Origin of the sequence: Paenibacillus sp. FSL H7-0714 (assembly GCF_038003765.1) — a bacterium.
In the GTDB taxonomy this organism is placed as follows: domain Bacteria; phylum Bacillota; class Bacilli; order Paenibacillales; family Paenibacillaceae; genus Paenibacillus_AQ.
The window spans coordinates 7,041,807-7,067,751 of sequence record NZ_JBBOPT010000001.1; the positions used below are offsets into that span (position 1 = coordinate 7,041,807).

Sequence of the window (25,945 nt, forward strand, 5' to 3'; positions counted from 1 at the left end):
ACAATAAATTGGAATAAAAAAAGAGAGATTGGATGTCATCCAATCTCCCAGATCGTAAGAATATCAAATAATATTCGCCCTGCTGATGGCGATCAGCATGACAAATACATATTCAGTACTCTTCTGTCCTTTTGCCTGAGATTGTGAACCCTTCGGCGCCGCGGAATTTCCGCAGTCTCTCCAGAAGCTGCTCCAGCTAAAGTGTAATCCTTAGCCATCATAGCTCGTGAATTATGAAGTTGATAAAGCGGTAACGCAGTAAAGCTGTTCTGATATTCTAACATATTACTTGTGATGTGAGTGTTAATCAGTGATAAAAGTCTCAAGAATTTAAAGTTAGCCTCATGAACATACTACTTTTTGAAAAGCAAAAAACTAAAGGAGTATGCTAATGAAAGCCGCTGTAGTAAAGAAATTCAAAGAAAAGTTAGAGCTACAAGACGTACCTAAACCAAAACCCGGACACAAAGAAATCCTTGTCCATATTCAGGCGTGCGGAGTGTGTCATACTGATTTGCATGCTGCTCATGGCGATTGGCCCGTCAAACCGAAACTCCCTCTTATTCCCGGACATGAAGGCGTTGGGATTATTGAAGAAATAGGTGAAGGAGTTACACACTTAAAGGTAGGAGACCGAGTAGGAATTCCATGGCTGTACTCAGCCTGCGGTCATTGTGAGTATTGTCTTACAGGAAGAGAGACTCTTTGTCTCGATCAGCAAAATTCCGGATATTCCGTAGATGGCGGATATGCAGAATATTGTGTGGCAGCTGCCGATTATGTAGTGAAGGTTCCTGATAATCTAAGCTTCATCGAAGCGGCACCTTTATTTTGCGCTGGCGTTACGACCTATAAAGCTTTGAAAGTATCAGGTGTAAAGCCAGGTGAATGGGTAGCCATTTTCGGCGTCGGAGGATTGGGTCATCTTGGTGTACAATATGCAAAGGTGATGGGAATGAACGTAGTGGCCATCGACACGTCGGATGAAAAGATGGAGCTTGCCAAACAGCTTGGCGCAGACAAAACCGTAAATGCATTAAAAGAAGATGCGGCAGACTGGATTCAAAAAGAAATCGGCGGAGTGCATGGTGTCGTTTGTACAGCGGTTGCGAAAAAAGCATTCGACCAAGCCTACCGGGCCATTCGCCGCGGCGGTACCTGCGTCATGGTTGGGCTGCCTCCTGAATCCATGGATGTTCCGATTTTTGATACAGTATTAAACGGAACAAAGGTAGTCGGTTCGATTGTCGGCACTCGCAAAGATTTACAAGAAACATTACAATTCGCTGCAGAAGGAAAAATCAAAACCATTATTGAGACACGTAAACTAGAAGATATTAATGAGATCTACGATCTTATGTTAGAAGGCAAAATCAATGGTCGAATCGTCCTTGATATGACGAAATGATCAATAATAAAAAGTATGCTACCATAATATTTATTACAAGCCACAAAATTTGAGGTGATCGGAATGTTAGAGCGTTCTATGGAGAATGTAATGGAATCCGTGAAGGGAAGGAGTGATGTGTAAAATAAAAATGAAAAAAGGATGATGAAAATGAATAAGTACCAAACTATAAATAGCGATGGATTTGGGAGAAGAACGCGGAGATGATGACAAAGCTGCGCACAATATTCGCCGATTGGTATAACGAAGCCAATAACGACGAAGACCCTAACACATGCCTGCTGCGCATTCGCCTGACAAAGGGCCTGTGGAATGACGCCCATAAAGCGATCAGAAATGAGATTGATTTTGTCAATAAGACGGCAAATTAAGTGGTCACTCCCTTTTTTTCGCCCTACTTATGATAAGGCTCACCGCGCTGTCTGTAACGGCAAGTTATAGGGCCATCCTTTGTGGGGATGACCCTTTATTAATCTAGATTTGTTCAGTTGTCATCTTCGTTAACGCCTACATTTCGCTCACATAAGAGCGTTATTTTTTCTTCACTGGTATCCAGATTTCTCCTGAAACATTCCCATGCCGTGCCATTCCATAATACATTTCGAAACTAGGGCCCTCAACCTGTTCGTATTCAGATGTCGGAAACCACTCAGAATAGATTCGTTGCCATAGTTTTTGCATATCACATTGCGGCTCCGGGAAAATCGCCCACGTTAATGTTGGGACAGAAAGTTTTGTAAATCTCTCCGGAATTTCAAGACCCTTAGGTAAATGATAACAGACCATGTATTTGAAAGATTCTTTAGTGTGATCGTAAAGGGCGGCGTGTAACATGGTGTCACCAAAACGTCCCAGTAAGTCGTTCATAAGATCAACGCTGCCATCATCATCACATTTTATACGGAATTGAGGAACTTCAGAGAACGCTGTTTTCTGGTCTGCATTTATAAATCCATATACTCCAAACATCTCAAAAGAACCTCTTTGCTCAATACGGTAATTCATTTCGACATCCCCTTTTATTGAAATATGAAAGGACATTCGAGGATAGGCTTTTAGAGAAACGCCTGTATCGCGCGCAGATGTCGGCATAATACCATGAAGATTCTTAAAGGCCCGTGCAAACGCCTCCGGCGAATCATATCCATATTTCATAGCTACATCAATAACCTTTGAGTCTGTTGTCTGCAGTTCGAATGCCGCCAATGTCAACCGTCGACGTCGAATGTACTCCGATAACGATACGCCAGTAATAAATGGAAACATTCTTTGAAAATGATAGGTAGAGCAACAGGCTCTCTGTGCTATTTCATCAAATGAAATAGTGTCCGCTAGATTTGTTTCGATATATTCCATGGCACTATTCATCCTGTCCAACCAATCCATCGTATTCCCTCCCTTCAAGGTAATTTTATCGGAAATAAAAAATGAATACCTTGCAATTTCTGCACGAAAAAGTCAGCAAAAAACTTGCCCTTATTTATGATACGGTTCCCCCCGATTTATCTTCACCGCGCGATAAATCTGCTCCACCAGCACCAGGCGCATGAGCTGATGGGGCAGCGTCATGCGCCCGAAGCTCATGCGCTGCTGCGCGCGGCGCATGACCTCATCGGAGAGCCCATGGCTCCCTCCGATGACGAACACGACATGGCTCGTCCCGTAGGTGCCGAGCCGGTCAATTTCTGCAGCAAGCTCTTCCGAGCTCCACAGCTTGCCGTCAATCGCGAGCGCAATGACATGCGCCTCGCTCTTTATGTGCGCGAGGATGCGTTCGCCCTCGCGCGCCTTAACAATACCGACCTCTGCTTCGCTTAGAGAGTCGGGTGCTTTTTCATCTACCACCTCAATCACCTGAAATTTCAGGTACGGTGTCAGCCGTTTAGCATACTCCGCGATGCCATTGATCAAGTACTTTTCCTTCAATTTTCCTACGCCAATAATTTGAATAAGCATAAGTGCCTCCTGTTATAGTCCTCTATTGAAATAGCAAAAGGACGCGCACTGGGCGTCCCTTGTAGTTTTAGTAAGTAGCTTCCTAATCTTTCGCATTCCTTAAATGTCCTATTCTTCAGACAATCCATCCCCTACTTACTCTCCTCCCGCTCCTCCATTGCAAAATCCGGCTTTTCCCCAGCTTCATAAGCACTCAATATAGAATCCAGCAATCCTGGGAAACGTGCGCTCAGATCCTCTGTCCGTAGCGACAGTATACGCTGGGTTCCTTGCACCCGCGTAAACACAACCCCTGACTCGCGCAGCGTACGGGCATGGTGAGACATGGTGGATTTGGCGATCGGAACGTTGAAGCCGTTGCAAGCCTGTTCTCCATTTCTATGAATATCCGATACGATATGGAGGCGAATCGGATCGCTGAGCGCATACAATACGGAAGCAAGCTGAATGTCATTGCGGTCCGGATGAAATAGTATTTTCATGGATGATTATCCCCTTTGTCCTACTTTTAATGCGAAAAAAATTACCTAATTGCATTTTATATCAACGCTTGCTATATTTCAATTGTTCGTAAGTAATCGAACTATTAAACAATAATAAAAGGAGTGCTTCGCACATGACTTCTGTAAATAACCTTTCCGCGAATGCGGATCATGAAGCCTCCGCTCCGGAAGCGACTCTTCCACGGGAAGGCCTGCTGATACTGCTGTTCAGCATCGCTGTGGTTCTTGTCATCATGAATACAGCCATGTTCAATCTGGCACTGCCTGATGTAACCGAAGCCTTCGGCATTACAGCTGCATCTGCTTCTTGGATTGTTACCGGGTATTCCATTATGTTTTCGATTGCCTCAATCACGTACAGCCGGCTCTCTGATTTTCTGCCGATCCGCCGCCTGCTGGTGATAGGCTTGTTGACGCTAGGCTTTGCGGCTGTGGCCGGCTTCTTCAGCACCAACTTTATCTTTCTGCTTATCGTGCGCATTCTACAGGCGTCGGGCGCGGGCGCAGTAATGTCCTTATCTCTTGTTCTATTTACCCGCTATGTCCCGCAAGCCCGTCGCGGCAAAGCGATGGCGACGATTATGTCAGCCGTTTCACTCGGCCTAGGCCTTGGTCCGGTCGCGGGCGGAGCCATCGTCGAATATCTCGGCTGGATCTGGTTGTTCGCTGTAACGGCAGCTATTTTGCTTCTCGTGCCATTGTTCCTTATCCTGTTGCCTAAAGAGGTGCCCACCCGCGGCTCCTTTGATGTGCTTGGTGGGCTGCTCTTGGGCGTGGGTACCACCGGTCTGCTGCTGTTCCTGACTAGTGGGCTGTGGGTGGCCTTGGTCGCCGGACTTGTCGCCATCGCTTTATTTGTTGGCCGCATCCGCAGCACGCCCGACCCATTTGTAATGCCCGCGCTATTCCGTAACCGCTCATATCTCGTGCTGGCGGTGGTCGGAATAGCCTCCTATCTGTGCAGCTTCGCCACCTTGTTCCTGCTGCCGCAGATTTTAACTCATCGCTTTGGCTTCAGTGCAAGTCATGCCGGGCTTGTGATCTTTCCGGGATCGCTGCTCGCAATCTTCGTTTCCCGTTCCGTCGGACGAATCATCGACCGTTATGGCAATGCGGGGATATTGCGTTTCGCTCCACTGCTTGTGCTGACTGCTACCGTCCTGTTCGCTGTTTTTGCGGGACGATCCTGGATTGCCGTCATGCTCATCTATATGATTATGAGTCTTGCCTTCACGACGTTGTCCAGTAGTGTATCCAATGAAATCTCACGGATTCTTCCTTCCTCACAAATCGGCTCCGGGATGGGACTGTTCCAGTTACTGCAATTCTTTAGTGGTGCCTTCAGCGTAGCTATGGCCGCAAGTGCATTGGAATGGCAGCGTGGGCTGCCGCTCCGGGCCGCTTACTCAAACATCTACTGGGGACTCTCTATTGCAGCAATGCTTGCCATCATCTCAGCCATTGTCTACCGCAAGAACAACCGAGGTAGCTCCCTGACCAATATGGCAGATGCAGCAGATGCATAAGATTAATCCTCCAATGCACCTATAATTATTCCACGCAAAAACACCTTGCGGCCCATTTCCGGGACTGCAAGGTGTTTTTTTATAATTCTTAAAGGTCTTTTAGACCACCAAATATTCAGCGTTCTTCTCACATTGGGTGCACTTTGCCGGCGGGTCCCAGTCAGAGAATTCCGTTTCCTTCAAATCCACTACATCTGGTGCATCTTCATACTCGTCCACAAACAAATCAATAGCTAATTCTACATGTTCTTTACATACTACATACATTCAACCAAGCATCCCTTTCTGTGCCGCTACGGCCTAATACTCCTTCTATTGTTCTACCATACTTCCCACGAAAATGGAACTCCTATCTATCCATTCCAGCGATCTGTTCATCCATTGTCTATATTCTTGCCCTTCACCAAAAAAAGATTCCTCTCACCCCGAAGGGCAAAAGGAATCTCATCACTTCTCTCTCTCTATTTTCTATAAATATTATTTTAAACTCTCCATCCTACCCTAGAAACTCCACCGGACGATCCAGCTCATACAATCTGCGGTAACGTGGTTCTTTTTTCATCAGCTCCGCATGGGTTCCACGCATTTCTACTGAGCCATTTTCCATAAAAATCACTTCATCCATCTGCTCCGCACCGACCAAATGATGCGTTACCCAAATTAGTGACTTACCCTTCATGGCTTCGAACATTGTCTTCAAAAGATCACGTTCCGTCCGCGGGTCCAACCCTACAGTCGGTTCGTCGAGTATGACAACAGGTGTATTTTGCAGCAAAATACGAGCTAACGCTATCCGCTGACGCTCTCCACCAGAGAATCGTTGCCCTGCTTCACGGACAAAGGTATCATATCCATCTGGCAACGAGGAGATCAACGTATCCATTTTGGCTAAGGCGCCAGCTTCTTTAATGGCTTGTTCGGAAGCCTTCGGATCACCCATACGAATATTGTTAGCTACTGTAGTATCGAACAAATGTGGACTCTGATTAAGCACCGCTATAATAGAAGGAATATGCTCGCCATAGGCATCTGCAGCGATTCCATTAATCGTAACCGAGCCGTCAGAAGGTTCAATAACACCTTGAATAGCCTTTAATAACGTCGATTTACCCGCACCACTTCGGCCGATAATCGCAATCTTTTTACCTTGTGGAATATCGAGGCTGAGATCGCGAACCGACCAGTTAGCCTCTGAACCATAGTGGTAACCTACATTTTCGAGCTTGATGTGAGCACTCTTCATGGCCTGAGGCAGAGCATCGACTACAGTTGCTTTTTCAGAGACGATGTTCTGCTCAGTTCCATTTACACCAGACAATCGCTCTAAGGAGTTACGGTACTGCGGGATTTTCTCCACCGCTTCAGACACTGGCAGAAAGGCATCTGCTACAGGAAAAACAACCAGTACGAACGCCGCAATCAATGTACCCGCAATAGCACCATCTGCAAACTCTCCAGCGGCCCAATATAGCATAGAAAGCACACCAATCCCAATTACCGCTTGCCCAATGAACGTACGAATACGTGCCCAGCTGCGCAGCGCTGCATCGGTTTTGGCTACTTTTCTCTCATCTGCTTCATAAGTGTCTACGAACTGGCTTTGTCGTCCACTAATGACCCAGTCACCCATACCAAGTACGGCGTCAGTCAGCTTTTGATAGAGACGATTACGCTCTACTTTCACTTCACGTTGGCGTTTCTGTGTGAACAATAGAGATAAGAACGGCAACACCACTACTAACACCAATATATACAGAGCCATCAATAGCGCAAAGGCGATATCAAAAGTACCCAGTGCAATCACAGCTGCTCCATAAATCAGCAAAGCAATAATGCTTGGAAAAACGGTGCGCAGATATACATTTTGCAAATATTCAATATCATCCGCAAGCATCCCGAGAATATCCCCAGTGCGGAAGCGTGACAACAGGAACAAAGCCTGTGGCTCCAAAATATTGTACAGACGCACACGCATCTTAGATAGAATTCGCAAAATCGTGTCATGCCCAACTAAACGTTCTACATAATGAATGACAGCCCGACTCGTTCCGAACGTACGCACACCTACAATCGGTACATAAATCATTAGAATATTTTCGACGGGTGTAGACGCTTTTGAGATCAGAAATCCTGAAGTATACATTAATGATGAGGCTGTAAAAATCGTCAACGCTCCAAGCACGATAATAAGCACAAAACGCCAAAAATACGACGATACATACGGAGCAAACCATCCTTCACGTTTCAATGGATTCCCTCCAATTGCGACCCAATCAACTCATAATACGCACCCTTGCGGGCAAGCAATTCCTGATGGGTACCGATTTCTGCCACTTTTCCTTGTTTCATTACTACAATAATGTCCATATCAAGCATCCAGTGCAGGCGATGTGTAGCCAGAAAGACCAGCTTTCCTTCAAAAAGAGGCACCATCGTCTCCTTCAGCTCATATTCCGTCTCAATATCCAGATGTGCCGTTGGCTCATCTAATAACATAATCGGACGACTGCTGAGTAAAGCTCGAGCCAGCGCAACCCGCTGCTCCTGCCCGCCACTGAACGAACGACCTCCCCCGCCGATCATCTCATCCAAGCCATTCGGAAGGGTTGCCACCAGCTCTGATAATCCAGTAGCTTTCACAGCTGCAGCCACAGCTTCCATAGAAGCCTCAGGGTAATAGAAGCGAATATTATCAGCCAATGTACCACTAAAAATATAAGGGCGCTGCGGGATATACGAGGTCTGCTTTCGCCAAGCCTCATCCGTTAATGCGCTAACCGTTGTACCGTTTACTGTGATACTTCCTGAAGTAGGGTGTAAGAAACCACCCAAGATATCGACTAGTGTAGATTTACCGGCCCCACTCTCTCCGATAATCCCAATTTTGCTTGCTCCTTTAAATTGTAGGTTCACCGCTTCCAGCGAAGAAAGACCAGCTTCCTCGTATTTCACACTGACATCATTTAATGTAAGTGTGCTATTTTTATGCCAAGTGAATATCTCTTCTGGTGTTTTCGATGCTGATTTCAATGCTTGGTCACCATTAGAACCTACTACTTCAGCTTTCACTTCATCCTGATCTATAATGCTCTTCATTGCCTCAGCGGCTTCCTTACCATCGAGAGTAGCATGGAAATCCGAACCTACCAATCGTACAGGCAAAAAATATTCCGGTGCCAAGATCAGAATGGTTAAGCCCGTAACCAGTGTCATCTGATCGTTGACCAGACGCAGGCCGAGACTTACCGCGACGGAAGCAACGGATAACATCGTAAAGAAGTCCAGCGCGAACGAAGATAAAAAGGCTACTCGCAGTGTACGCATCGTCGCCGAGCGATATCGATCGCTGACGGTGGCAATACTCGTGCTATGACTACGACTGCGGCCCAGAAATTTCAGCGTTTCTAGCCCACGGAGAGAGTCTACGAAATGATTAGATAAGGTGCGATAAGATTTTAGCTGACGGTCCATCTGCTTGCGAGCCGTCATCCCGATCAAGATCATAAAAACAATAATAATCGGCATGGTGATCGTTAGAATTATCCCACTCGCGGTATCCATCTTGTAGATATAAATAAGCACCAAAATCGGTGTAATTGACATCCCTACCATTCTAGGGATAATCGCTTCTAAATATGTGCGGAACTTTGTTACGCCTTCCAGCACAAGTGTGACAAGATCCCCGGTTCCACGCCCGCCCACCATTCTGGGTCCAAGCTGGAAGAGCTTATCCATCATTTCCCTCCGCATGTTGCTGCCTGTTGCTTCCGCAAAGCGGTAAGAGATACGGCTCATCAGCATGGCGCAAGCATGGCGCACTAGAAATGCAAGAAGGAACAATAGCGAAGTAGCCCATTGTTCCTTCAGAGGTTCTCCTGCAAATAGCGCAGAGATGACTTCTGCCAGCCATTTGGCCAGCAGAAGTATGGACATGCTTTGCACCAGGGTAAGGAGGCCAACGATCAGAAATACCGGCTTAACTCCTTTATACCCAAGCAAATTTTTATCCATTAGTATTCAAGATGCTCCTTCTCGTGAACGCGTTTATGAAAGACAAAGTAACTCCAAATTTGATATCCCAATACGAATGGAAGGATGGTCAGTGCCACAATCGTCATTACCTTTAAAGAGTAATGTCCCGAAGCCGCATTGGTGATTGTCAAATTAAAGGCTTGATCGATTGAACTAATCATAACACGTGGGAACAATCCTACAAAGATAGAAGTTACGGACAATGCTATTACCGCTCCTGTCATACCAAAAGCATAGCCATCCTTCTTCTTCGTCATGAAATAACCCGATAATATAAACGCGATAATTCCCAGCGCTACTATAATCATAAGAACTAAACCACGTTGTTCGAAAATATCAGTCATATAATAAGTCATTACCACGAAAGCAAGCAATAAAGCCCCAAGTGGCAAAAGCAATCTTTGCGCCATTTTTCGAGCGCGAGCCTGTAGATCTCCCACTGTACGCAACGTTGTGAACATGAGACCATGTACCAAACAAAGAAGGACAACAGTCACACCAGCTACTACGGTATACACATTTACGATATCTGTAAAACCTGCGTACATTTGCATATCGCCATCAATCGGCAAACCTTTGATGAAGCTGGCGAACACCACAGCAAGGAGGAAAGGTGGGAGGAAGCTGCCGAAAAAGATACAAACATCCCAAGTTTTTTTCCAAGCTACTGAATCCCGTTTACCTCTAAATTCAAAAGCAACACCACGTGCAATCAAAGCTAATAAAGCAAAGACAAAGGGAATGTAAAATCCGCTAAACAACGTTGCATACCACTCAGGGAAAGCCGCAAACATTGCACCCGCAGCAGTAATTAACCATACCTCGTTTCCATCCCAGAAGGGTCCGATCGAGTTAATCAGAATCCGGCGCTCAGTGTCATTCTTAGCGAGAATTTGTGTTTCCATCCCTACGCCGAAATCGAAACCCTCCAGGAAGAAGAACCCTATAAACAGAACTGCAATGAGCACAAACCACAATTCATTAAGAGACATCATTGGGCGCCCTCCTCGTTATATGGATCATGCGAATCCCCGTGATCGTTATCCATCGCATAAGGACCTTTTTTAATCACTTTCATAAACAAACCAATTAGAACTAATCCGAGAATGGCGTAAATCGCTGTAAAAGAAATAACAGAGAATAGAACCTGACCACTTGTAATGTTAGGCGACACACTGTCTTCCGTTGTCATCAATCCGAATACCGTCCATGGCTGACGCCCGAATTCGGTCATGACCCAACCTGCTGTATTCGCAATTGGAGGAAGCAGTATTCCCCATAACATAAACCGCATAAACCAAGTGTTTGGACGGTCCATCTTTTTGCGCCACATTAAATACATTGCGTACATACCCATTACGATCATTAACGTTCCTGCTAGAACCATGATCCGGAAACTCCAGAATGTCGTACGTACTGGCGGGATATAGTCACCGGGGCCATAGGTTTGCTCATACTCAGCTTGCAGCTCAAGCATACCTTTAACTTCACCGGAAAATTTACTGTATGAAAGGAAGCTTAGCATATACGGAATTTGAAATTCTCCAGTACTTTCTTGCTTCTCAGGATCAATATTTGCCCATACGGTCCAAGGTGCCGGGTCACCACTCTTACCCCACAGTCCTTCGGAAGCCGCCATCTTCATAGGTTGAGTCTCAACCAAATACTGTGCTTGCGCATGGCCTGCCACGGCTACACCAATAGAAGAAATGATACCTACGATTGCTGCAATTTGAAAAGATTTCTTAAAGAAAGATACATCTTGTTTCTTCAATATTTTATACGCACTAATACCCGTTACGAGGAAGGCGCCTGTTGCATACGCAGCAAGAACCGTGTGCGGGAATTCAACCAGCAATTGTCCGTTCGTAATGAGCGCGAAGAAATCATTCATTTCTGCCCGTCCATTATTTATCTCAAATCCCACAGGATGCTGCATAAAGGAGTTCGCTGCTAGAATCCAGAAAGCGGATAACATCGTACCGAAAGCTACTAGCCAGATGGATAACAAGTGCACTCTTTTGGACACTTTGTCCCAGCCGAATATCCAGATGCCAATAAAAGTAGACTCCAGAAAAAAAGCTGCCAATGCTTCGACTGCAAGTGGAGCCCCGAATACATCACCCACAAAACGTGAATAATCAGACCAGTTCATCCCGAACTGAAATTCCTGCAAAATACCTGTAACTACCCCTACTGCAAAGTTGATGAGAAACAGCTTTCCCCAGAACTGTGCCATTCTTTTGTACTCTTCATTGCCTTTTCTAACGTACATGGTCTCCATGATCGCAATCAAGAGCGCTAGTCCGATTGATACCGGTACAAAGAAATAGTGGAATATTGTCGTCGACGCAAATTGTATACGCGACAGCATTACTGTATCCATATTTTTCCCTTCCTTCTCCCCTTTTCGTTAATTATATTGTGTCAAAAATTTAGACGTCATTTTGTGATAAATGTCACACAAAGGGGTACTTTTAACGGTGAAATTCAAATGATTTGTGACAAAAATCACAATTTACCTTAAAAAAAGCAAAAAAAATAAGACGGTTTGACCGTCTTGAAGTTGTTCACTGCTCTATAACAAGCTTGACTCATAAAGGCATTGGTTAGGTAATGGAAATACCCTTCTTCAGCGATTTGAGATCGCCATTCGAATTAAGCAATTGTGGTAGCATCTTCGTGCTGCGAACCATTGGAGAGTCACATAGACGGCAAGAAGGCGCATGTTCAAATGCGAAATTATCCCTCATCCATCCGTTGCATCCATCATTGGTACACGCCCAAATCGCGGTATTTTCTTCCGGTATTTCTTCCAAAGGTTTCTTCCGGTAGTTCATTGCCGTTCCTCCCATCCTGTAAGTCAATAGTGACTAACTAGATATAAAAAGACCGTCCCAACTTTCACAAGCTGGGACGGTTTCTTCTATTATTACAGTTTTACAACGTTTTCGGCTTGTGGTCCACGGTTGCCTTGAACAACGTTGAATTCAACGCGTTGGCCTTCGTCCAAAGTTTTGAAGCCGTCGCCAGTGATTGCGCTGAAGTGAACGAATACGTCGCTTCCGCCTTCAACTTCGATAAATCCGAATCCTTTTTCTGCGTTGAACCATTTAACTGTACCTGTTTGCATGTGTGTTACCTCCACAAATTTAAATTAATATGTTCTTTTTATCTTCAAACAAAGAAAAAATTCACACATTGAAAAAGGTTGTATTACCGAATATAACAGCCCTTTTCAATGCGAAAATTAGGGACTAAATGTATGATTGATATCATATTACCACACCTGATTAGCAAAGGCAAGCTGGCATCCGTATATATCCGTTTCTACCCTAATAAGTATTACCTTCCAATGTAAGGGTTGCCAGTCAGCCCAAAATTGATTAAATCAGCTTATAATTGCCATATTTATCAAAACTTTAGAAGAAATAGATCCCCGATAGCGATACAGAGTATCGCTATTTCAGGAAGCTCTACCTTCTCAACCGAAGGGGTAGTTCGCTCTACTTGTCATTACTGCTATATCATTATATGCCGACTTCCAGCATATTATTCCTCTGGTTTTTCAAGAAGTTTTACTGTAGTCTGATTAACTTTCCCATTTCGATAATAGGTAATCTTCAGATCCTCACCAATCTTCGTCTGATTATATAAATACTTGCGAAGGGAAAGCGTGGATGTAATAGGTTCATCATTAAATTTCGTAATTACATCATTGAACTGTATTCCCGCTTCTTGTGCAGGTCCAACAGCATCCAGAACGACAACCCCATCCTTAACATTGTTCGGTAGGTTCAGTTCCTTGCGTTGGTCCTCTGCGAGAGGAATGTAAGGATTGTTTAAATCTACCGAATATACGCCTAAGTAGGAACGGGCAATCCGCCCTTTCTCAGCCAGTTCATTAGCGGTATCTATCACATGGTTAGCTGGAATAGCAAAACCCAGCCCTTCTACACCTGCATCGGAGATTTTCATCGTGTTAATACCGATGACTTTACCATCCAGATCCACAAGCGCCCCGCCGCTATTGCCTTCATTAATTGCTGCATCGGTCTGAATGACCTCTTGCTCCCAATCATATACGCCGTCCTGATTCAAGGATACGGGAACCTTCCGTTCAGTATAGCTGACAATACCTGAAGTCAATGTGTCACCAAGTCCCAACGGGTTTCCGATGGCAATGACCGTTTCACCTAGACGAAGCTTCGAGGAATCCCCGAGCTCTGCGATTGTATTGATCCCTTTGGCATCAATAGAAAGGACCGCGATGTCACTCACTTTATCCGTTCCAACGAGTGTAGCTTTACGTGTCTCGCCATCTACTGTTACGACTTCAAGATTGCTAGAGTCTTCGATGACATGGTTATTAGTAATGATAAATGCTTTATTATCTACCTTTTTATAAATCACTCCAGAGCCTAATGCTGACTCATCCAGAATGTTCAATTCTTTATTATCTTCTTTATGGTTGATAATGCTTACTACTGCAGGACGAACCGTAGCAGCGGCTTGAATGATACGGTCAAACGGATCTCTGCTTGGGGCAACCTCCCCAGTTGTTACTACCGACTTCGGGGCAGTTTCGTGACTCATTTGTCCAGTAAGCATACTGAATAAAAAGACTGCCACCACAGCACTGATTAAGGAGCAGACGGCGGATATTTGCCAAGTGGATAAGCCCTTGCGCGATCTTCGCACAGAATGCTTGCGGTTAGCAAATGATCCCTTTGATGCTTCATCCCCTCTGGACCGTGATACTTTAGTTGAATAGAAATCGTCATCAAACAATCCCACCGAAAATCTCCCCCTTCTATTGCCAACCGTTCACAGTATCTAAAACCTGAACCTCTAGCAATCACGTTCCAAGCATATACCTCTGCATCCTTTAGACTCCAACAATCACTAAAAAGTTTCACTTTATCCATTAACCACACAATAGTTTCAGTTAATCGAAAGAATTTTAGAATCTTTCAATATATCTTCTCTACTAGGAATATTTTGCAACTTAAAAGACTACACTAATAGAAAGGTTCCATAAATTTAGAGTTTGCTTATCACGTCTATAATTGTATCACAGGCAACCCTCAATTCGTGATTTTCCTGAGGTAAAAAGCCTGCGAATTTTTTACAACTCCAGTTCTGTTTTTACTACATAAGGAGGTATAATTATGAATTCTTTTTCCACAAGTATGGATCTGGTGGAGTTTATCGGTAAGCTTGGCGATTTGAAGGATGAACACTACCATATGACCCTTGCCTTCAGTGCTATGATCGAATTGATGATCGATAAAGGCCTGATCTCCCGCCAAGAATTAGAACGAAAGACTGCTGAGCTTGATCAGCTTATGACAACTGGCTCAACTTATCCCATGGCGTAGGTTGGTCATAATACGTATCGCAAAGCTTAAACTCACTATCTTTAAAGAAACAGCCCCGATCCTCCATTGCGCAACGTACCGACATTTTAGCCAAATCCATCATATTATGATCCCGGCTTAAATGCGCTAAATAGGTACGTTTAGTCCGTCCTGTGAGAATTTCACTTAGTGCTGCTCCCGCTGCTTCATTAGAAAGGTGACCCATGTCGCCAAGTATGCGTCGTTTCGTATTCCACGGATAACGTCCCATCCTCAGCATTTCAATATCATGATTCGCCTCCAGCACCAATACGTCTGCCTCTGAAATCGCATCTCTTACCTTGTCGCTAACATATCCCAGATCTGTAGCTACACACAGTTTTTCTTTTCCATCATAAAAATTGTAACCCACCGGCTCCGCCGCATCATGAGAAATTGCAAACGATTCTACACGCAGACTACCAAAATCCCTATGCTGTCCCGACTCCATAATGATTCGGTTATAGTCGGGTATTTTTCCAATGCCTTTTTCAATGGCTCCCCAGGTATTGGTGTTCGCATAAATCGGAAGATCGTATTTACGGGCCATTGCCCCGAGTCCTTTAATATGATCGGAATGCTCGTGTGTGACTAGAATCCCGTCTATATCATTACCCGTTAGCTCGCGCATGGCCAACAGCTCATCGATCCGCTTGGCACTTAGTCCCGCGTCAATCATAAGTGTTGTCTCCCCGTTCCGAACCACCGTTACATTTCCGGTAGAACCACTGGACAGTACTGTAAATGAAATCCCCATTTTCCTTACTCCTTCTAATCTGTTGTCTTCGGACTGATGATGTCCGCACTTATAGCATCCACATAATAGGCATTGCCGTTCTCCAGCATGAACCGCCACATTGGCGAAGCTACCTGACTTTCGGAGTTGAACAACTCACCATAATAACCAAGCTCAATCTCCTTTACTACGGAGTCTGCCGGAAAATATTTTTCAATCAAACTGCTAAGCGCTTGCGATGCCGGCAGTACCTTCTGTTCCTTATCGCTACTGCTTGCCCCTATCTCAATCTTAGGTGAGCGGAAAGCTACAATCTTCTGATCACTATTAATCAACTCTAACCTAACTCGGAATAGCGACCACTGATTCTGAACTAGCGGGTGAAGCACGAACTTCCCAACTTCACTTTCTTGAGAATCAAAACGATAATTTGCGATATCCGGTATTTGACTCTCAAGCGCCTTGCTAAGGTCAGTGAAAGAAGAATAGATCAGCTTGCTGTCTATAGGAACATCTAATTTAATGGGTGGTTCATTCTGCTCTTCAGCAGAATATCGATAAGTTATATTAGGAAGCTGCGGGGTAGAAGCCGGAATGGGACACAACACACGAATCCCTTTCTGCTCCATGACCGCCTGGGTTTCTTCGGACAGGGAAGTGAAATCGAGATTGGCACTAACCTGATCGCGCAAATCAATCCACAGCTGATAACATAGCAGCAGATTTAGACCTAAAAAGGCGCAAATTAGTACATTTTTGGCTCTTCCCCAATCCATACCCTTACCTCCTAAATGTTATATGAACAACTTGTACATTAATTTAATGTAAGAACGCTGCCGTCAATAAGCGTAACCTTCCAGACTGGAAGTAGTTGCAGCTTCTCTTCTTTCACTACAGGTACATACGCAGGCGTTAAATCCTTCACTGCCGAAGTTTTGCTAACCGCAGACAATTGATTCTCTAGCTCCACGCCTCCAGATAGCTCTACGATTTTCTTCTCTGCCTTACTCTCATCAATATAGATTAACGAGCGTTCATAAGAGGATACGGTGCCTTGCTGCAATTCCAGATTAATTACACCATACTGCAGCTGCGAGTTACTCATGATCGGATAGGAGCCATATGGATAGGAACCATAATATTGTTGAAAAGAGACCTTTCTCTCCTGTCTCCCCTCCTCGGTGGCTTCAAGACGATAGGTTCCATTCCATCCACCATGTTGGTTCACAAATTCTACAGCTTCAAGCGCATCCTTGGCAGGTGTACTGTCTCCGGCTGGAAGTGCGGCAGGATCGCTATAGCTCATCCAATTCCGTTCCTTATCGACCTGAAGACTCCGTTTGCTATCCGTATAAATCTCCGAGCCATTTTTCTCGCGAATATATCTAGTGCTTCCAACATCGAAGAAAAGATTGTTCTGCATTTGTTCTATGGTATACATGCCTGAAGGCATCTCAACCTGAACCAGAGAAATCTTGCTGTCTGGCACATAATAATCACCATCTACGGACTTGTAAGGCGTCCAGTTCTTGCCGAAATCCACATGCTGCTGCACGTCTTGCACAGTTAAATCCGCTTTTGCCGCTTCATATATAATGTCGCCTCTCGTACTGAAGAAAATGGCATGCGCTTTGGAGTCATTCTTAATGTTATAGATCCAAATGCGATCAATGCTTTCTCCTTCAAATAGGGAATCAGGTGACAGCTGCATAACCCGCTGAAGTAACGTTACCGGAATGCCGGATCCGAACGAAAGCTCAATCCCCGGATTCTCATTTCGAATCTTATCCCAATCATAATCCTGTACCGAGTGCCGCTGGAAGCTTTCAAATCCACGCCCTTTTAACCGATTCATAATCAAGCTATAGAACGTTGAGTCTGGATAAAAAAGCGTATGCTTGTTATCGCCCATATGGATGATCATTTTATCAGGGTACAGCAGGTTCTCAACCTTTTCCTCCGGTCCCATATTGTCTGTCTTCACATATAGATTCTCGGAAAGTACCGCTGAGTCTGCACCAGGCAAGCGATAAATCAAATAGTAACTCTCAACAAGACTTCCCAGCACGAGCAAGGCTAGAATCCATGACTTCAATCTCTCCTTCATGCCTCACTCCCCCTTTGCGCATTCAGAGGTAGTGTAAAGGTTACCTTAGAGCCTTCATTAAGCTCGGATTGCAGGGAAATAGAGCCTCCATGGGCTTTCACAATTTCCCGGGCAATGGAAAGGCCAAGTCCGGTGCCTCCCATATTCCGTGAACGCGCCTTATCCACCCGATAAAAACGTTCAAAGATCCGCTCGATGTCTTTCTTCGGTATACCAATCCCGGAATCACGTACAGAAATGGAGAGCATTCCATCCTCACTTTTCAAGGCCTCCAATTCAATCGTACCGCCTTCTGGCGTATATTTTAATGCATTTGAGACCAAATTCCCCAAGACCTGATCGATTTGATCACGATCGAGCCATGCTGTGCTGACATCCCTACGGACCCTTGTACTAATGTCGATCCGCTTCTGCCGAATCTGAAAAGAAAAGCGGTCTGCTACATCCTCTAGCATTTCAGTAATATCCGTCTGCTGAATTCTGAGAAGTGCCTCCTTGGAATCCAGACGCGACAGATGCAGTAGATCCGTAACCAGACGAATCATACGCTCGGTTTCGTTACGAATAACCCCAACAAAACGAACCGCTAACTGCGGGTCCTCAAGCGCTCCATCATCAAGTGCCTCCACATAGCTTTTAATCGTTGTAAGTGGTGTTCTTAGCTCATGCGAAACGTTCGCGACGAACTCTCGGCGTGATTCCTCCAGGTTCTCTTGCTCAGTTACATCTTGCAGCACGGCAATAGTACCGGCAATCCCACCTTCACGGCGATGAATCGGAGTAAACGTAACTCTCACGATATTAGAATCTTCTCCACCCATATGTGTCAGATGAAGCATTGCAGACTGGGCATTTCCTTTAGCCAAGGAACCACTCTGCTCATAATCAAGACCTAGCAATTTATCCAGTGGCGCACCTTCCGGCAACGGACCTTCTGTTCCCAGCATAAGTGCTGCTCGAAGGTTCATAAGAATGACTACACCATTCTCATCCGTGGCTACCACACCGTCGCTCATATTCGTCAGAATAGAGGTGAGCTTCTCTTTCTCTTCCTCATTCTGAGAGAGCGCCTCACGCAATCTGCCGGTCATATAATTGAATGCCTGACTGAGTTGTCCAATTTCATCGTTGCCGAGCACGGGCATTTTTCGATTGAACCGACCCTCAGCAACAGCTGTTGCATGCCTAGTCATTTCTTTAATCGGCTGCGTAATGGTGTGTGCAAGAATAACACATAGGACAACTGTCAGTCCCAAGGCTAACAGCAAACCAGAGATGAATACACTGTTGATCCTGCCCATGGTCGCATATAAATCTTTCATGTCAGCAGCAATATAGATTGCACCTACTACCTTGTCACCGGAAAGTACCGGCTTGGCCACAACCTTTTTCCGCACATTATCATCAGCAATAATATATTCTTCATTATCACTGATCCCCTGCAAGGCGCGATTGACTACGGTCTGAGTGTTGCGCTGTCCGACATAGTCATTCTGTGAGGGCACGGAGGTGGTGATGATTTTGCCGCTGGCATCAAGCACCTGAATCTCGGCCCCGTTAATGTAAAGATTATTAACCATACCACGCAGACTTTCTACAGCCGTTTCCTCGTCAACGGTACCAGCCTCACTACCGAATTTATCAGCAGTCAGGATGGACAGCATCTCCGCACGTGCTTTAAGATCCTTCGTGAAGTTATCCGTTAACGAGTTCTTCATCGAGCTGACAAAATAGACTCCAATTAACTGCATAGCTATCAGAATCAGCAGCACATAAATAATAATAAGCTTGGCCTGAATTGTCCGGAAAAAGGACCACCACTTCATCACAGTCCTCCGCTTTTAGGGCTATGCATCAAATAGCCAAGTCCGCGCCGAGTATAAATATATTCCGGCTTGCTGGGATTCTCCTCAATTTTCTCTCTTAGACGACGGATCGTCACGTCTACGGTCCGCACATCGCCGAAATACTCGAATCCCCACACAGCCTGCAGTAAATGCTCCCGGGTCATCACCTTACCCGCATGTTTAATCATATAGTAGAGCAGCTCATATTCACGATGGGTCAAATCAAGCGGCTCCCCACCCTTATAAACCAGATACATATCTGTATCAATAAATAGATCAAAATGGTATATACCCTGTCTGGTCTCTGCAGGTTCATTCGCCATTCCCGGCGGTGACGGTTTGTGCTGTCTCCGCATTTGGGCCTTCACTCTGGCGAGTAGCTCACGTGTACTAAAAGGTTTGGTCACATAGTCATCCGCACCAAGCTCTAGACCAAGCACCTTATCAATCTCTCCGTCTTTGGCAGTAAGCATAATGATAGGAATGTCCAAATGCGCAGAACGAACCTCACGACAAACATCCATCCCGTCCTTACCAGGCAGCATAAGATCAAGCAGCATAAGATCAGGCTTTTTGGACAATGCCAATTCTACTGCACTGTTACCATCAAAAGCACAAATAACCTCGTAGCCTTCTTTTTCTAGATTAAACTTCAATATATCAGCAATAGGCTGTTCATCGTCTACTACCAGAATCGTTCCCATCTGCATGTCTCAGCTTCACCTTCCTATCCCTACTTAAAGATCATTCCTTTATTTTAACATACCTGTCTTACCGTCACATCCTACGAAATAAGGAATCGGCTTCACCAGCAAAAAGAAACAGCTATATCGTCATCCCTATATTAAAAAAAATAAAACCGCTCGAGTTTAATCGAGCAGTTGAGGTTAAAGTATGAATTATCGCAAATACTTCATTGGATTTACTGCAGTGCCATTCTTCCGAATCTCAAAATGCAGATGTGTTCCCGTCGAGCGTCCAGTATTGCCCATTACGCCAATTTTGGCGCCTTGCTCCAAACGCTGTCCCGTAGAAACGGAGATGCTGTTTAAGTGGCCATAATAAGTTTCGTATCCGTTACGGTGATCCACGATAACCACATTTCCATATCCACTCTTCACACCAGCAAAGATTACAGTTCCGGCATCTGAGGCTTTAATGCTCCGGTTGCCAGATACCATATCTAGACCCTTATGAGCACGGCTCCAGCGCTCACCGAAACTACTAGTAAGGGTTGCTCCGCTTACTGGCCAACTGAACATGCCTGTTCCTTCACCAACTACCTTCGTACCCCGATAAACCACTTCAGGGAGAGAAGATTTAATAACGGTCTGACCCAACCACTCTTCTTGTACGACCATTCCGTTTTTCTTTGTTAACCGATACTGCATTTCTTTAAGGCCCGTTTGTCCTGGACGAACGACCTTACTTTTGCCTGCTGGTAATTGGTCGCTTTTCCGCACGATCACTTCAGGCTCAGTAACCACCTGCTCTGACACTTGCTCTACAGTAACAACTGTAACATCTGGCTGTGGTACCTTCAGCTTCAGTGTATCTCCAATCTTCAACGTCAGCTCTTTCACATCCGGATTGTTACTATAGATCTCTTTTTGTGTAATTTCAAACCGTTTGGCAATCCCCGAAATCGTATCGCCCTCTTGAACGGTATAAAGAAGTGGTGCTTCTTTACCCTCGGTAAGAGTTTTGACCGCTTCCTCGACATCCAACACTTTGTTAGGATCTGTCTTCACTGGAACAATAGCAACTTCTTCACTAATTTTGACTGACTCCACTTGGTTAGGAGCTTTTGCTTTCGCAGCACTTGAACTTGAGGCAGCTGTTCTTGTGAGCTTACTAGCCGTTGCTACTTCAGTTTGCGGAACATAATGATTCTTTACCCCTTCAAGTACCGCATTTGCGGTCTCTTGATCCTTAACAATGCCAACGGCTTTGCCATCTACCATTAATTGTACACCTACGGCGTAGGCCTTCAGCATACCATCTAATTTATTAAGCGTTGCTTCACTATCAACTTCCGGCTTGTACGCTTTCTCCTGTTTAATTGTAATGCCTTCTGTCTGAAGCACCATCGTTGAATCTGGATACTTATCCTGATATTCCTGTTGCTTCTTATCATACAGCTGGTTAAGCTGTGCCTGATCGTTAAGCTTCCCGATCTCCTTACCCTTCACCAACACTTGATAGAAGGTTTCAGTATTGGCTGCTACATACTTTTTCTCTGCACCAATCAACACAGTGGTTAGAAGTACTAGACCAACAGCTCCCAAAATCCAAGAGCGCCGGAATCTACGAGTGCCTTTTTCTTGATGAAAGTGTGTGGAGTCGTGATCGAAATTGTGGCTCTGCTGAACATCTGCTCCGGATTCTGCTGTGTCACTATTCCGCAGTTTCCCCATCCGGCGCATGAACTTAAATCCCTTCATGAAACTCTCCCTTTCAGTCCGCTCGGTCATCCGAGACGAGCGGCCAAGCTAGTTATACGATCTCGAGTATATAGATTACGACCATGAATATTTCCACTTATCCTAGTTCTAATTTCCTGCTTCTAATGGACCCTCAAAAAGGTTACAATTGGTTACAAAAAATTAACCCTTTGAACATCCTTGTCTAATGTACCATAGCTGAGCGGAAAATTTCAACTTTGTACACATAAAAAAACCCACGAAATACGCGGGTTTTTTGCGCAAATATGAAAATTTAGCCTTTTTCTTGTGTCTAGAAATTGACAATTACTATGGTTGCTGTAGAGTTTCTGTAGTTGGTGTAAGCATTTTCATTATACTCTCGTATTCATCGGGATCAACATATTTGGCAATGACTTGTTGCAGCTCCTTAACCTCATCCTCCGTTAGACCATCCTCCATCGCCGTGGAGATTTTCTGCATCTCATCCTGCGGTAGTTTGGACATCAAGATATTGAATATATTTACCTTCTCCGCTGAAGGGAGATTATCTTTTAAGTCACCTATTGCCTCAGGTGTCATTACCAATTTCTGGTCCTCTGAAATTCCACTCTGGCTTTCGTTAGTAGAAGACTCATTTGAGGCTTGGCCCATAACCGGTAAAGCATCCTCGGGTACTTTTTCCTCCACCGGCTCCCCTTTTTCAGGTGTATCCTTACTGTTATCTTTATCCTTGTTTACCGCGCTGCCTGTTGTCGTCGCTTCTTTATTCGCTTTATTGGAGTCCGATTGGCTATCCATGCCAATAATGCTCTTGACCATCCCACCTAAACCTGGGCCTGGACTATCCACTTTAATATCGAAGCTCGCCAGAACCGACTGAATATAAGCATTTACAACCACGCCCGTAGTTAGAATTGAAAGTGTACTTGCGAGTACTACAATTAGACATACTCCCAGTGCACGCTTCACGATCTTCATTTCTTCTCTCCTCTCACCTATGTTCAAGTCTATCTGGTATATTTTTTCCATGTTTTTCTATACTCCCAGTATTGACTAGAACCGGCTTCGGGAAACATACACATAAAAGTAAACATAAAAAAGAGACCTCTCGCGAGGTCCCTTATAAATGACTAAATTTATTTAGATATAAATTGGCATTACTTGATTCGTCTGCTCACGGTTACGGCCTACTGAGAAGATGGCGATCGGAATCCCTGTAAGCTCAGATACACGTTCAACATATCTGCGTGTATTTGCTGGCAGATCATCCAATGTTTTTGCAGAAGTAATATCTTCGCTCCAACCTGGAAGCTCCTCATATACCGCTTCACACTCTGCAAGCATCTTAAGGCTAGCTGGGTAATGCGTGATTATTTCACCACGGTATTTGTAGCCTGTGCAGATCTTCACAGTCTCAAGTCCACTCAGCACATCCAGCGAGTTAAGAGACAAGCCTGTGATTCCACTTACACGACGAGCGTGACTTACAACAACACTGTCAAACCAACCTACACGGCGAGCACGTCCTGTAACTGTTCCATATTCATGACCTGTTTCACGGATATAATCACCAGTTGCATCGTTCAGTTCTGTAGGGAACGGGCCATCTCCAACACGAGTAGTGTAGGCTTTAGCAACCCCGATAACCTGTTTAATCTTAGAAGGTCCAACACCAGAACCTATGCATACGCCACCTGCAGAAGGGTTAGAAGAAGTAACAAACGGATACGTACCTTGATCGATATCAAGCATTACCCCTTGTGCACCCTCAAACAATACTTTGCGGTCTGCATCAATAGCTTCATTAAGAATGACCGACGTATCTGTCACATAATTACGTAGCACTTCCGCATATTCCAGGTACTGAGTCAGAATCTCTTCAACATCAAGAGCTTCCGCACAATATACTTGAGTAATCACTTGGTTCTTCTCTTCCATCAAGTGACGAAGTCTCAATTCGAATTCCTCAGCGTCCATCAGGTCAGCAATACGGATACCGTTACGTGCAGCCTTATCCATGTAACATGGACCGATGCCTTTGCGTGTTGTACCAATCTTGTTCGGACCCTTACGGTCTTCTTCCAGAGCATCCAGTACCATGTGATAAGGCATAATAACATGAGCCCGGTCGCTGATCACTAAGTTTTTAGTGTCAAATCCGTTCTCATGAATATAATTAATTTCTTGGATCAAGGCAGCTGGATTAATAACCATCCCGTTACCAATTACACAAGTCTTTTCTTTATAAAATACACCAGAAGGGATTAAGCTGAGCTTAAACTTCTCACCGTCAATCAGAATCGTGTGACCGGCATTATTGCCCCCTTGATAACGGGCAACCACATCTGCACTTTCCGCTAGAAAGTCAGTGATTTTCCCTTTACCTTCGTCTCCCCATTGTGTTCCCACGACGACTACCGTTGACATGTTCATTCCTCCGTAGGTGCTAGCAAGCACCATTATTTTTCATAATATGGGCCCTGTACGTCATTCTTATGTACGTAGCCCTCCGGACTCCAAGCGGATTTACCCACTAAAGGACAATACTCAGTGTAACAGCCGTTTTTTTCAAAGTCAAATAAAACGAACGATTACACAAAGAAATGTGCAATCGTTCGGATATCATACATGACAGGTTACCCAGCAAATGGTTCTGCATGTGCTCGCTCGTAGTTAACGAACTTGTTGAAGTTTTTGAGGAAGACAAGCTCTACTGTCCCAACCGGACCATTACGCTGTTTAGCTATAATAATTTCAATAATATTTTTCTTCTCAGTGTCCTGATTGTAATAGTCGTCACGATACAAGAACGCAACAATGTCGGCATCCTGCTCGATAGAACCGGATTCACGCAAGTCACTCATCATCGGTCGTTTATCCTGACGTTGTTCCACACCCCGGCTAAGCTGCGACAGGGCGATAACCGGCACGTCCAATTCACGAGCGATCTGCTTCAAAGTACGGGATATATCCGATACTTCCTGTTGACGGTTTTCCCCGCCTTTACCGCGGCCCTGAATGAGCTGCAAGTAGTCAATGACGATCATCCCCAGGCCCTTTTCCTTCTTGAGCCTCCGGCATTTCGCACGAATATCCGTTACAGTAATCCCTGCTGTATCATCGATATAAATCTCCGCCTCCGATAGGGACTGAATGCCCATAGTCAGCTTCGACCAATCATCATCACTCTTGAAGTCACCGGTACGCATAGTATTCGCATCCAGATTAGCTTCGGCACAAATCATCCGCTGTACTAGCTGCGGCGCAGACATTTCCAGACTAAATATAGCAACCGTCTCTTTGGCACGTACGGCCACATTCTGAGCAATATTTAGCGCGAATGCTGTCTTACCTACAGAAGGACGGGCTGCAACAATAATCAAATCATTGCGCTGGAATCCATTAGTCATATGGTCTAAATCCACAAATCCCGTTGGAATACCTGACATGCCGCCCTTATCTTTATTCTGATGGAGGAGTTCAACCTTATCAAATACTTCCATCAAAACATCGCGGATTGCGATAAATCCACTGCCGCTGCGCCGGTTAGAGATTTCAAGAATTCGCCGTTCTGCATCACTAAGCATATCGGCTACATCTTCGCCGCCGGTGTAACCCTCGCTTACGATTTGCGTCGCTGTACGAATCAAACGCCGTAACATAGCCTTTTCTTCAATAATCTGTGCGTAGTATTCTACGTTAGCCGCAGTAGGCACAGCATGCGCCAGCTTAGCTAGGTAGCTAACACCACCAATATCTTCGAGCTCTCCCTTGTCCTGCAGTCTAGAAGTAAGCGTAACAAGATCAATCGGCTGGCTCTCTTCTCCGAGCTGCACCATCGCCTCAAAAATCATTTGATGCGCTTTATCGTAGAAGTCTTCGGTATTCACCCGTTCCATTGCAGTAATGAGCGCTTCATCCTGCAACAGAACAGCACCAATTACCGCTTGCTCCGCCTCAAGATTCTGCGGGGGAACCCGATCGAAAAAGAGATCTCCACCCATG

The 25,945-nt window shown here is 45.0% G+C and carries 24 protein-coding genes and 1 riboswitch; of the genes, 4 read left to right on the forward strand and 20 right to left on the reverse strand.

All coding sequences use genetic code 11. The features are described from left to right. Positions 1-113: 113 nt before the first annotated feature. A riboswitch (glycine riboswitch) is annotated at positions 114-194 on the reverse strand. A 197-nt stretch (positions 195-391) separates the two neighbouring features. Together adhP and NST34_RS31675 are read left to right on the forward strand one after the other, a co-directional pair. Beyond that, positions 392-1,408 (forward strand): alcohol dehydrogenase AdhP, encoded by a 1,017-nt coding sequence (gene adhP, locus NST34_RS31670; protein ID WP_341129480.1) that lies wholly within the window; start codon positions 392-394, stop codon positions 1,406-1,408. Between the two features lie 203 nt (positions 1,409-1,611). After that, positions 1,612-1,779, forward strand: a complete 168-nt coding sequence (locus NST34_RS31675; RefSeq protein ID WP_218640858.1) for a hypothetical protein — start codon at positions 1,612-1,614, stop codon at positions 1,777-1,779. A gap of 160 nt (positions 1,780-1,939) precedes the next feature. On the opposite strand, the gene NST34_RS31680 is transcribed toward NST34_RS31675, so the two are convergent. From NST34_RS31680 to NST34_RS31690, 3 genes are all read right to left on the reverse strand, one after another. Next, positions 1,940-2,794, reverse strand: a complete 855-nt coding sequence (locus NST34_RS31680) for an AraC family transcriptional regulator (protein ID WP_094869785.1) — start codon at positions 2,792-2,794, stop codon at positions 1,940-1,942. Between the two features lie 90 nt (positions 2,795-2,884). Further along, positions 2,885-3,364 (reverse strand): 23S rRNA (pseudouridine(1915)-N(3))-methyltransferase RlmH, encoded by a 480-nt coding sequence (gene rlmH, locus NST34_RS31685; protein WP_341129481.1) that lies wholly within the window; start codon positions 3,362-3,364, stop codon positions 2,885-2,887. A gap of 131 nt (positions 3,365-3,495) precedes the next feature. After that, positions 3,496-3,846 carry an ArsR/SmtB family transcription factor gene (locus NST34_RS31690; protein WP_341129482.1) on the reverse strand — a complete coding sequence of 117 codons (351 nt, stop codon included), beginning with the start codon at positions 3,844-3,846 and terminating at the stop codon, positions 3,496-3,498. Positions 3,847-3,980: 134 nt separating this feature from the next. Here NST34_RS31690 and NST34_RS31695 point away from each other — a divergent pair, with 134 nt between their 5' ends. After that, on the forward strand, positions 3,981-5,393 hold the full coding sequence (locus NST34_RS31695; RefSeq protein ID WP_341129483.1) for an MFS transporter: 1,413 nt from the start codon (positions 3,981-3,983) through the stop codon (positions 5,391-5,393). A gap of 99 nt (positions 5,394-5,492) precedes the next feature. Here the strand turns inward: NST34_RS31695 and NST34_RS31700 are convergent, their stop codons facing one another. The 8 genes from NST34_RS31700 to NST34_RS31735 all read right to left on the reverse strand — a co-directional run bounded on the left by NST34_RS31700 (position 5,493) and on the right by NST34_RS31735 (position 14,222). Beyond that, positions 5,493-5,660 (reverse strand): CxxH/CxxC protein, encoded by a 168-nt coding sequence (locus NST34_RS31700; RefSeq protein ID WP_076120603.1) that lies wholly within the window; start codon positions 5,658-5,660, stop codon positions 5,493-5,495. Positions 5,661-5,889: 229 nt separating this feature from the next. Next, positions 5,890-7,641: a thiol reductant ABC exporter subunit CydC gene (cydC, locus tag NST34_RS31705; protein ID WP_341129484.1), complete on the reverse strand. Its 1,752-nt coding sequence runs from the start codon at positions 7,639-7,641 to the stop codon at positions 5,890-5,892. Beyond that, on the reverse strand, positions 7,638-9,404 hold the full coding sequence (gene cydD / locus NST34_RS31710) for a thiol reductant ABC exporter subunit CydD (protein ID WP_042193023.1): 1,767 nt from the start codon (positions 9,402-9,404) through the stop codon (positions 7,638-7,640). The genes cydC and cydD overlap by 4 nt, the downstream gene beginning before the upstream one ends. After that, positions 9,404-10,420 (reverse strand): cytochrome d ubiquinol oxidase subunit II, encoded by a 1,017-nt coding sequence (gene cydB / locus NST34_RS31715; protein ID WP_042193024.1) that lies wholly within the window; start codon positions 10,418-10,420, stop codon positions 9,404-9,406. Before cydB ends, cydD begins: the two co-directional genes overlap by 1 nt. After that, positions 10,417-11,811, reverse strand: a complete 1,395-nt coding sequence (locus NST34_RS31720) for a cytochrome ubiquinol oxidase subunit I (RefSeq protein WP_341059109.1) — start codon at positions 11,809-11,811, stop codon at positions 10,417-10,419. Before NST34_RS31720 ends, cydB begins: the two co-directional genes overlap by 4 nt. Before the next feature lie 223 nt (positions 11,812-12,034). Further along, complete coding sequence (locus NST34_RS31725) at positions 12,035-12,265, reverse strand: cold-shock protein (protein WP_042131698.1); 231 nt, start codon at positions 12,263-12,265, stop codon at positions 12,035-12,037. A gap of 92 nt (positions 12,266-12,357) precedes the next feature. Next, a complete protein-coding gene (locus NST34_RS31730; protein WP_019914582.1) occupies positions 12,358-12,558 on the reverse strand; it encodes a cold-shock protein in 201 nt (66 codons plus the stop codon). A 419-nt stretch (positions 12,559-12,977) separates the two neighbouring features. Continuing rightward, complete coding sequence (locus NST34_RS31735) at positions 12,978-14,222, reverse strand: S1C family serine protease (RefSeq protein ID WP_042193026.1); 1,245 nt, start codon at positions 14,220-14,222, stop codon at positions 12,978-12,980. Between the two features lie 374 nt (positions 14,223-14,596). On the opposite strand from NST34_RS31735, the gene NST34_RS31740 reads away from it, so the two are divergent. Further along, on the forward strand, positions 14,597-14,806 hold the full coding sequence (locus NST34_RS31740) for a hypothetical protein (RefSeq protein ID WP_042193027.1): 210 nt from the start codon (positions 14,597-14,599) through the stop codon (positions 14,804-14,806). Here NST34_RS31740 and NST34_RS31745 read toward each other — a convergent pair. From NST34_RS31745 to dnaB, 9 genes are all read right to left on the reverse strand, one after another. Further along, positions 14,772-15,581 carry an MBL fold metallo-hydrolase gene (locus NST34_RS31745; RefSeq protein WP_042193028.1) on the reverse strand — a complete coding sequence of 270 codons (810 nt, stop codon included), beginning with the start codon at positions 15,579-15,581 and terminating at the stop codon, positions 14,772-14,774. The two genes, NST34_RS31740 and NST34_RS31745, sit on opposite strands and share 35 nt — an antisense overlap. 14 nt (positions 15,582-15,595) lie before the next feature. Further along, on the reverse strand, positions 15,596-16,336 hold the full coding sequence (yycI, locus tag NST34_RS31750; RefSeq protein WP_042193029.1) for a two-component system regulatory protein YycI: 741 nt from the start codon (positions 16,334-16,336) through the stop codon (positions 15,596-15,598). Between the two features lie 38 nt (positions 16,337-16,374). Then, a complete protein-coding gene (locus NST34_RS31755; protein WP_042193030.1) occupies positions 16,375-17,667 on the reverse strand; it encodes a YycH family regulatory protein in 1,293 nt (430 codons plus the stop codon). After that, positions 17,664-19,493, reverse strand: a complete 1,830-nt coding sequence (walK, locus tag NST34_RS31760; protein WP_042193031.1) for a cell wall metabolism sensor histidine kinase WalK — start codon at positions 19,491-19,493, stop codon at positions 17,664-17,666. Before walK ends, NST34_RS31755 begins: the two co-directional genes overlap by 4 nt. Then, a complete protein-coding gene (yycF, locus tag NST34_RS31765) occupies positions 19,493-20,224 on the reverse strand; it encodes a response regulator YycF (protein ID WP_042193032.1) in 732 nt (243 codons plus the stop codon). Before yycF ends, walK begins: the two co-directional genes overlap by 1 nt. A 189-nt stretch (positions 20,225-20,413) precedes the next feature. Then, entirely contained in the window at positions 20,414-21,958 is a 1,545-nt protein-coding gene (locus NST34_RS31770) for a M23 family metallopeptidase (protein ID WP_076285055.1), read from the reverse strand. A gap of 309 nt (positions 21,959-22,267) precedes the next feature. Beyond that, on the reverse strand, positions 22,268-22,918 hold the full coding sequence (locus NST34_RS31775) for a hypothetical protein (RefSeq protein WP_076285056.1): 651 nt from the start codon (positions 22,916-22,918) through the stop codon (positions 22,268-22,270). A 162-nt stretch (positions 22,919-23,080) separates the two neighbouring features. Beyond that, complete coding sequence (locus tag NST34_RS31780; RefSeq protein ID WP_341129485.1) at positions 23,081-24,367, reverse strand: adenylosuccinate synthase; 1,287 nt, start codon at positions 24,365-24,367, stop codon at positions 23,081-23,083. A 209-nt stretch (positions 24,368-24,576) separates the two neighbouring features. Next, positions 24,577-25,944 (reverse strand): replicative DNA helicase, encoded by a 1,368-nt coding sequence (gene dnaB / locus NST34_RS31785; RefSeq protein WP_042131710.1) that lies wholly within the window; start codon positions 25,942-25,944, stop codon positions 24,577-24,579. Between the last annotated feature and the right edge of the window lies 1 nt (position 25,945).

What these genes read in the sequence shown, in the direction of transcription:
- adhP (WP_341129480.1), top strand. Translation starts at nt 392, where the DNA reads ATGAAAGCCGCTGTAGTAAAGAAATTCAAAGAAAAGTTAGAGCTACAA.
- NST34_RS31675 (WP_218640858.1), top strand. Translation starts at nt 1,612, where the DNA reads ATGATGACAAAGCTGCGCACAATATTCGCCGATTGGTATAACGAAGCC.
- NST34_RS31680 (WP_094869785.1), bottom strand. Translation starts at nt 2,794, where the DNA reads ATGGATTGGTTGGACAGGATGAATAGTGCCATGGAATATATCGAAACA.
- rlmH (WP_341129481.1), bottom strand. Translation starts at nt 3,364, where the DNA reads ATGCTTATTCAAATTATTGGCGTAGGAAAATTGAAGGAAAAGTACTTG.
- NST34_RS31690 (WP_341129482.1), bottom strand. Translation starts at nt 3,846, where the DNA reads ATGAAAATACTATTTCATCCGGACCGCAATGACATTCAGCTTGCTTCC.
- NST34_RS31695 (WP_341129483.1), top strand. Translation starts at nt 3,981, where the DNA reads ATGACTTCTGTAAATAACCTTTCCGCGAATGCGGATCATGAAGCCTCC.
- NST34_RS31700 (WP_076120603.1), bottom strand. Translation starts at nt 5,660, where the DNA reads ATGTATGTAGTATGTAAAGAACATGTAGAATTAGCTATTGATTTGTTT.
- cydD (WP_042193023.1), bottom strand. Translation starts at nt 9,404, where the DNA reads ATGGATAAAAATTTGCTTGGGTATAAAGGAGTTAAGCCGGTATTTCTG.
- cydB (WP_042193024.1), bottom strand. Translation starts at nt 10,420, where the DNA reads ATGATGTCTCTTAATGAATTGTGGTTTGTGCTCATTGCAGTTCTGTTT.
- NST34_RS31720 (WP_341059109.1), bottom strand. Translation starts at nt 11,811, where the DNA reads ATGGATACAGTAATGCTGTCGCGTATACAATTTGCGTCGACGACAATA.
- NST34_RS31725 (WP_042131698.1), bottom strand. Translation starts at nt 12,265, where the DNA reads ATGAACTACCGGAAGAAACCTTTGGAAGAAATACCGGAAGAAAATACC.
- NST34_RS31730 (WP_019914582.1), bottom strand. Translation starts at nt 12,558, where the DNA reads ATGCAAACAGGTACAGTTAAATGGTTCAACGCAGAAAAAGGATTCGGA.
- NST34_RS31740 (WP_042193027.1), top strand. Translation starts at nt 14,597, where the DNA reads ATGAATTCTTTTTCCACAAGTATGGATCTGGTGGAGTTTATCGGTAAG.
- NST34_RS31745 (WP_042193028.1), bottom strand. Translation starts at nt 15,581, where the DNA reads ATGGGGATTTCATTTACAGTACTGTCCAGTGGTTCTACCGGAAATGTA.
- yycI (WP_042193029.1), bottom strand. Translation starts at nt 16,336, where the DNA reads ATGGATTGGGGAAGAGCCAAAAATGTACTAATTTGCGCCTTTTTAGGT.
- NST34_RS31755 (WP_042193030.1), bottom strand. Translation starts at nt 17,667, where the DNA reads ATGAAGGAGAGATTGAAGTCATGGATTCTAGCCTTGCTCGTGCTGGGA.
- walK (WP_042193031.1), bottom strand. Translation starts at nt 19,493, where the DNA reads ATGAAGTGGTGGTCCTTTTTCCGGACAATTCAGGCCAAGCTTATTATT.
- yycF (WP_042193032.1), bottom strand. Translation starts at nt 20,224, where the DNA reads ATGCAGATGGGAACGATTCTGGTAGTAGACGATGAACAGCCTATTGCT.
- NST34_RS31770 (WP_076285055.1), bottom strand. Translation starts at nt 21,958, where the DNA reads ATGAAGGGATTTAAGTTCATGCGCCGGATGGGGAAACTGCGGAATAGT.
- NST34_RS31775 (WP_076285056.1), bottom strand. Translation starts at nt 22,918, where the DNA reads ATGAAGATCGTGAAGCGTGCACTGGGAGTATGTCTAATTGTAGTACTC.
- NST34_RS31780 (WP_341129485.1), bottom strand. Translation starts at nt 24,367, where the DNA reads ATGTCAACGGTAGTCGTCGTGGGAACACAATGGGGAGACGAAGGTAAA.
- dnaB (WP_042131710.1), bottom strand. Translation starts at nt 25,944, where the DNA reads ATGGGTGGAGATCTCTTTTTCGATCGGGTTCCCCCGCAGAATCTTGAG.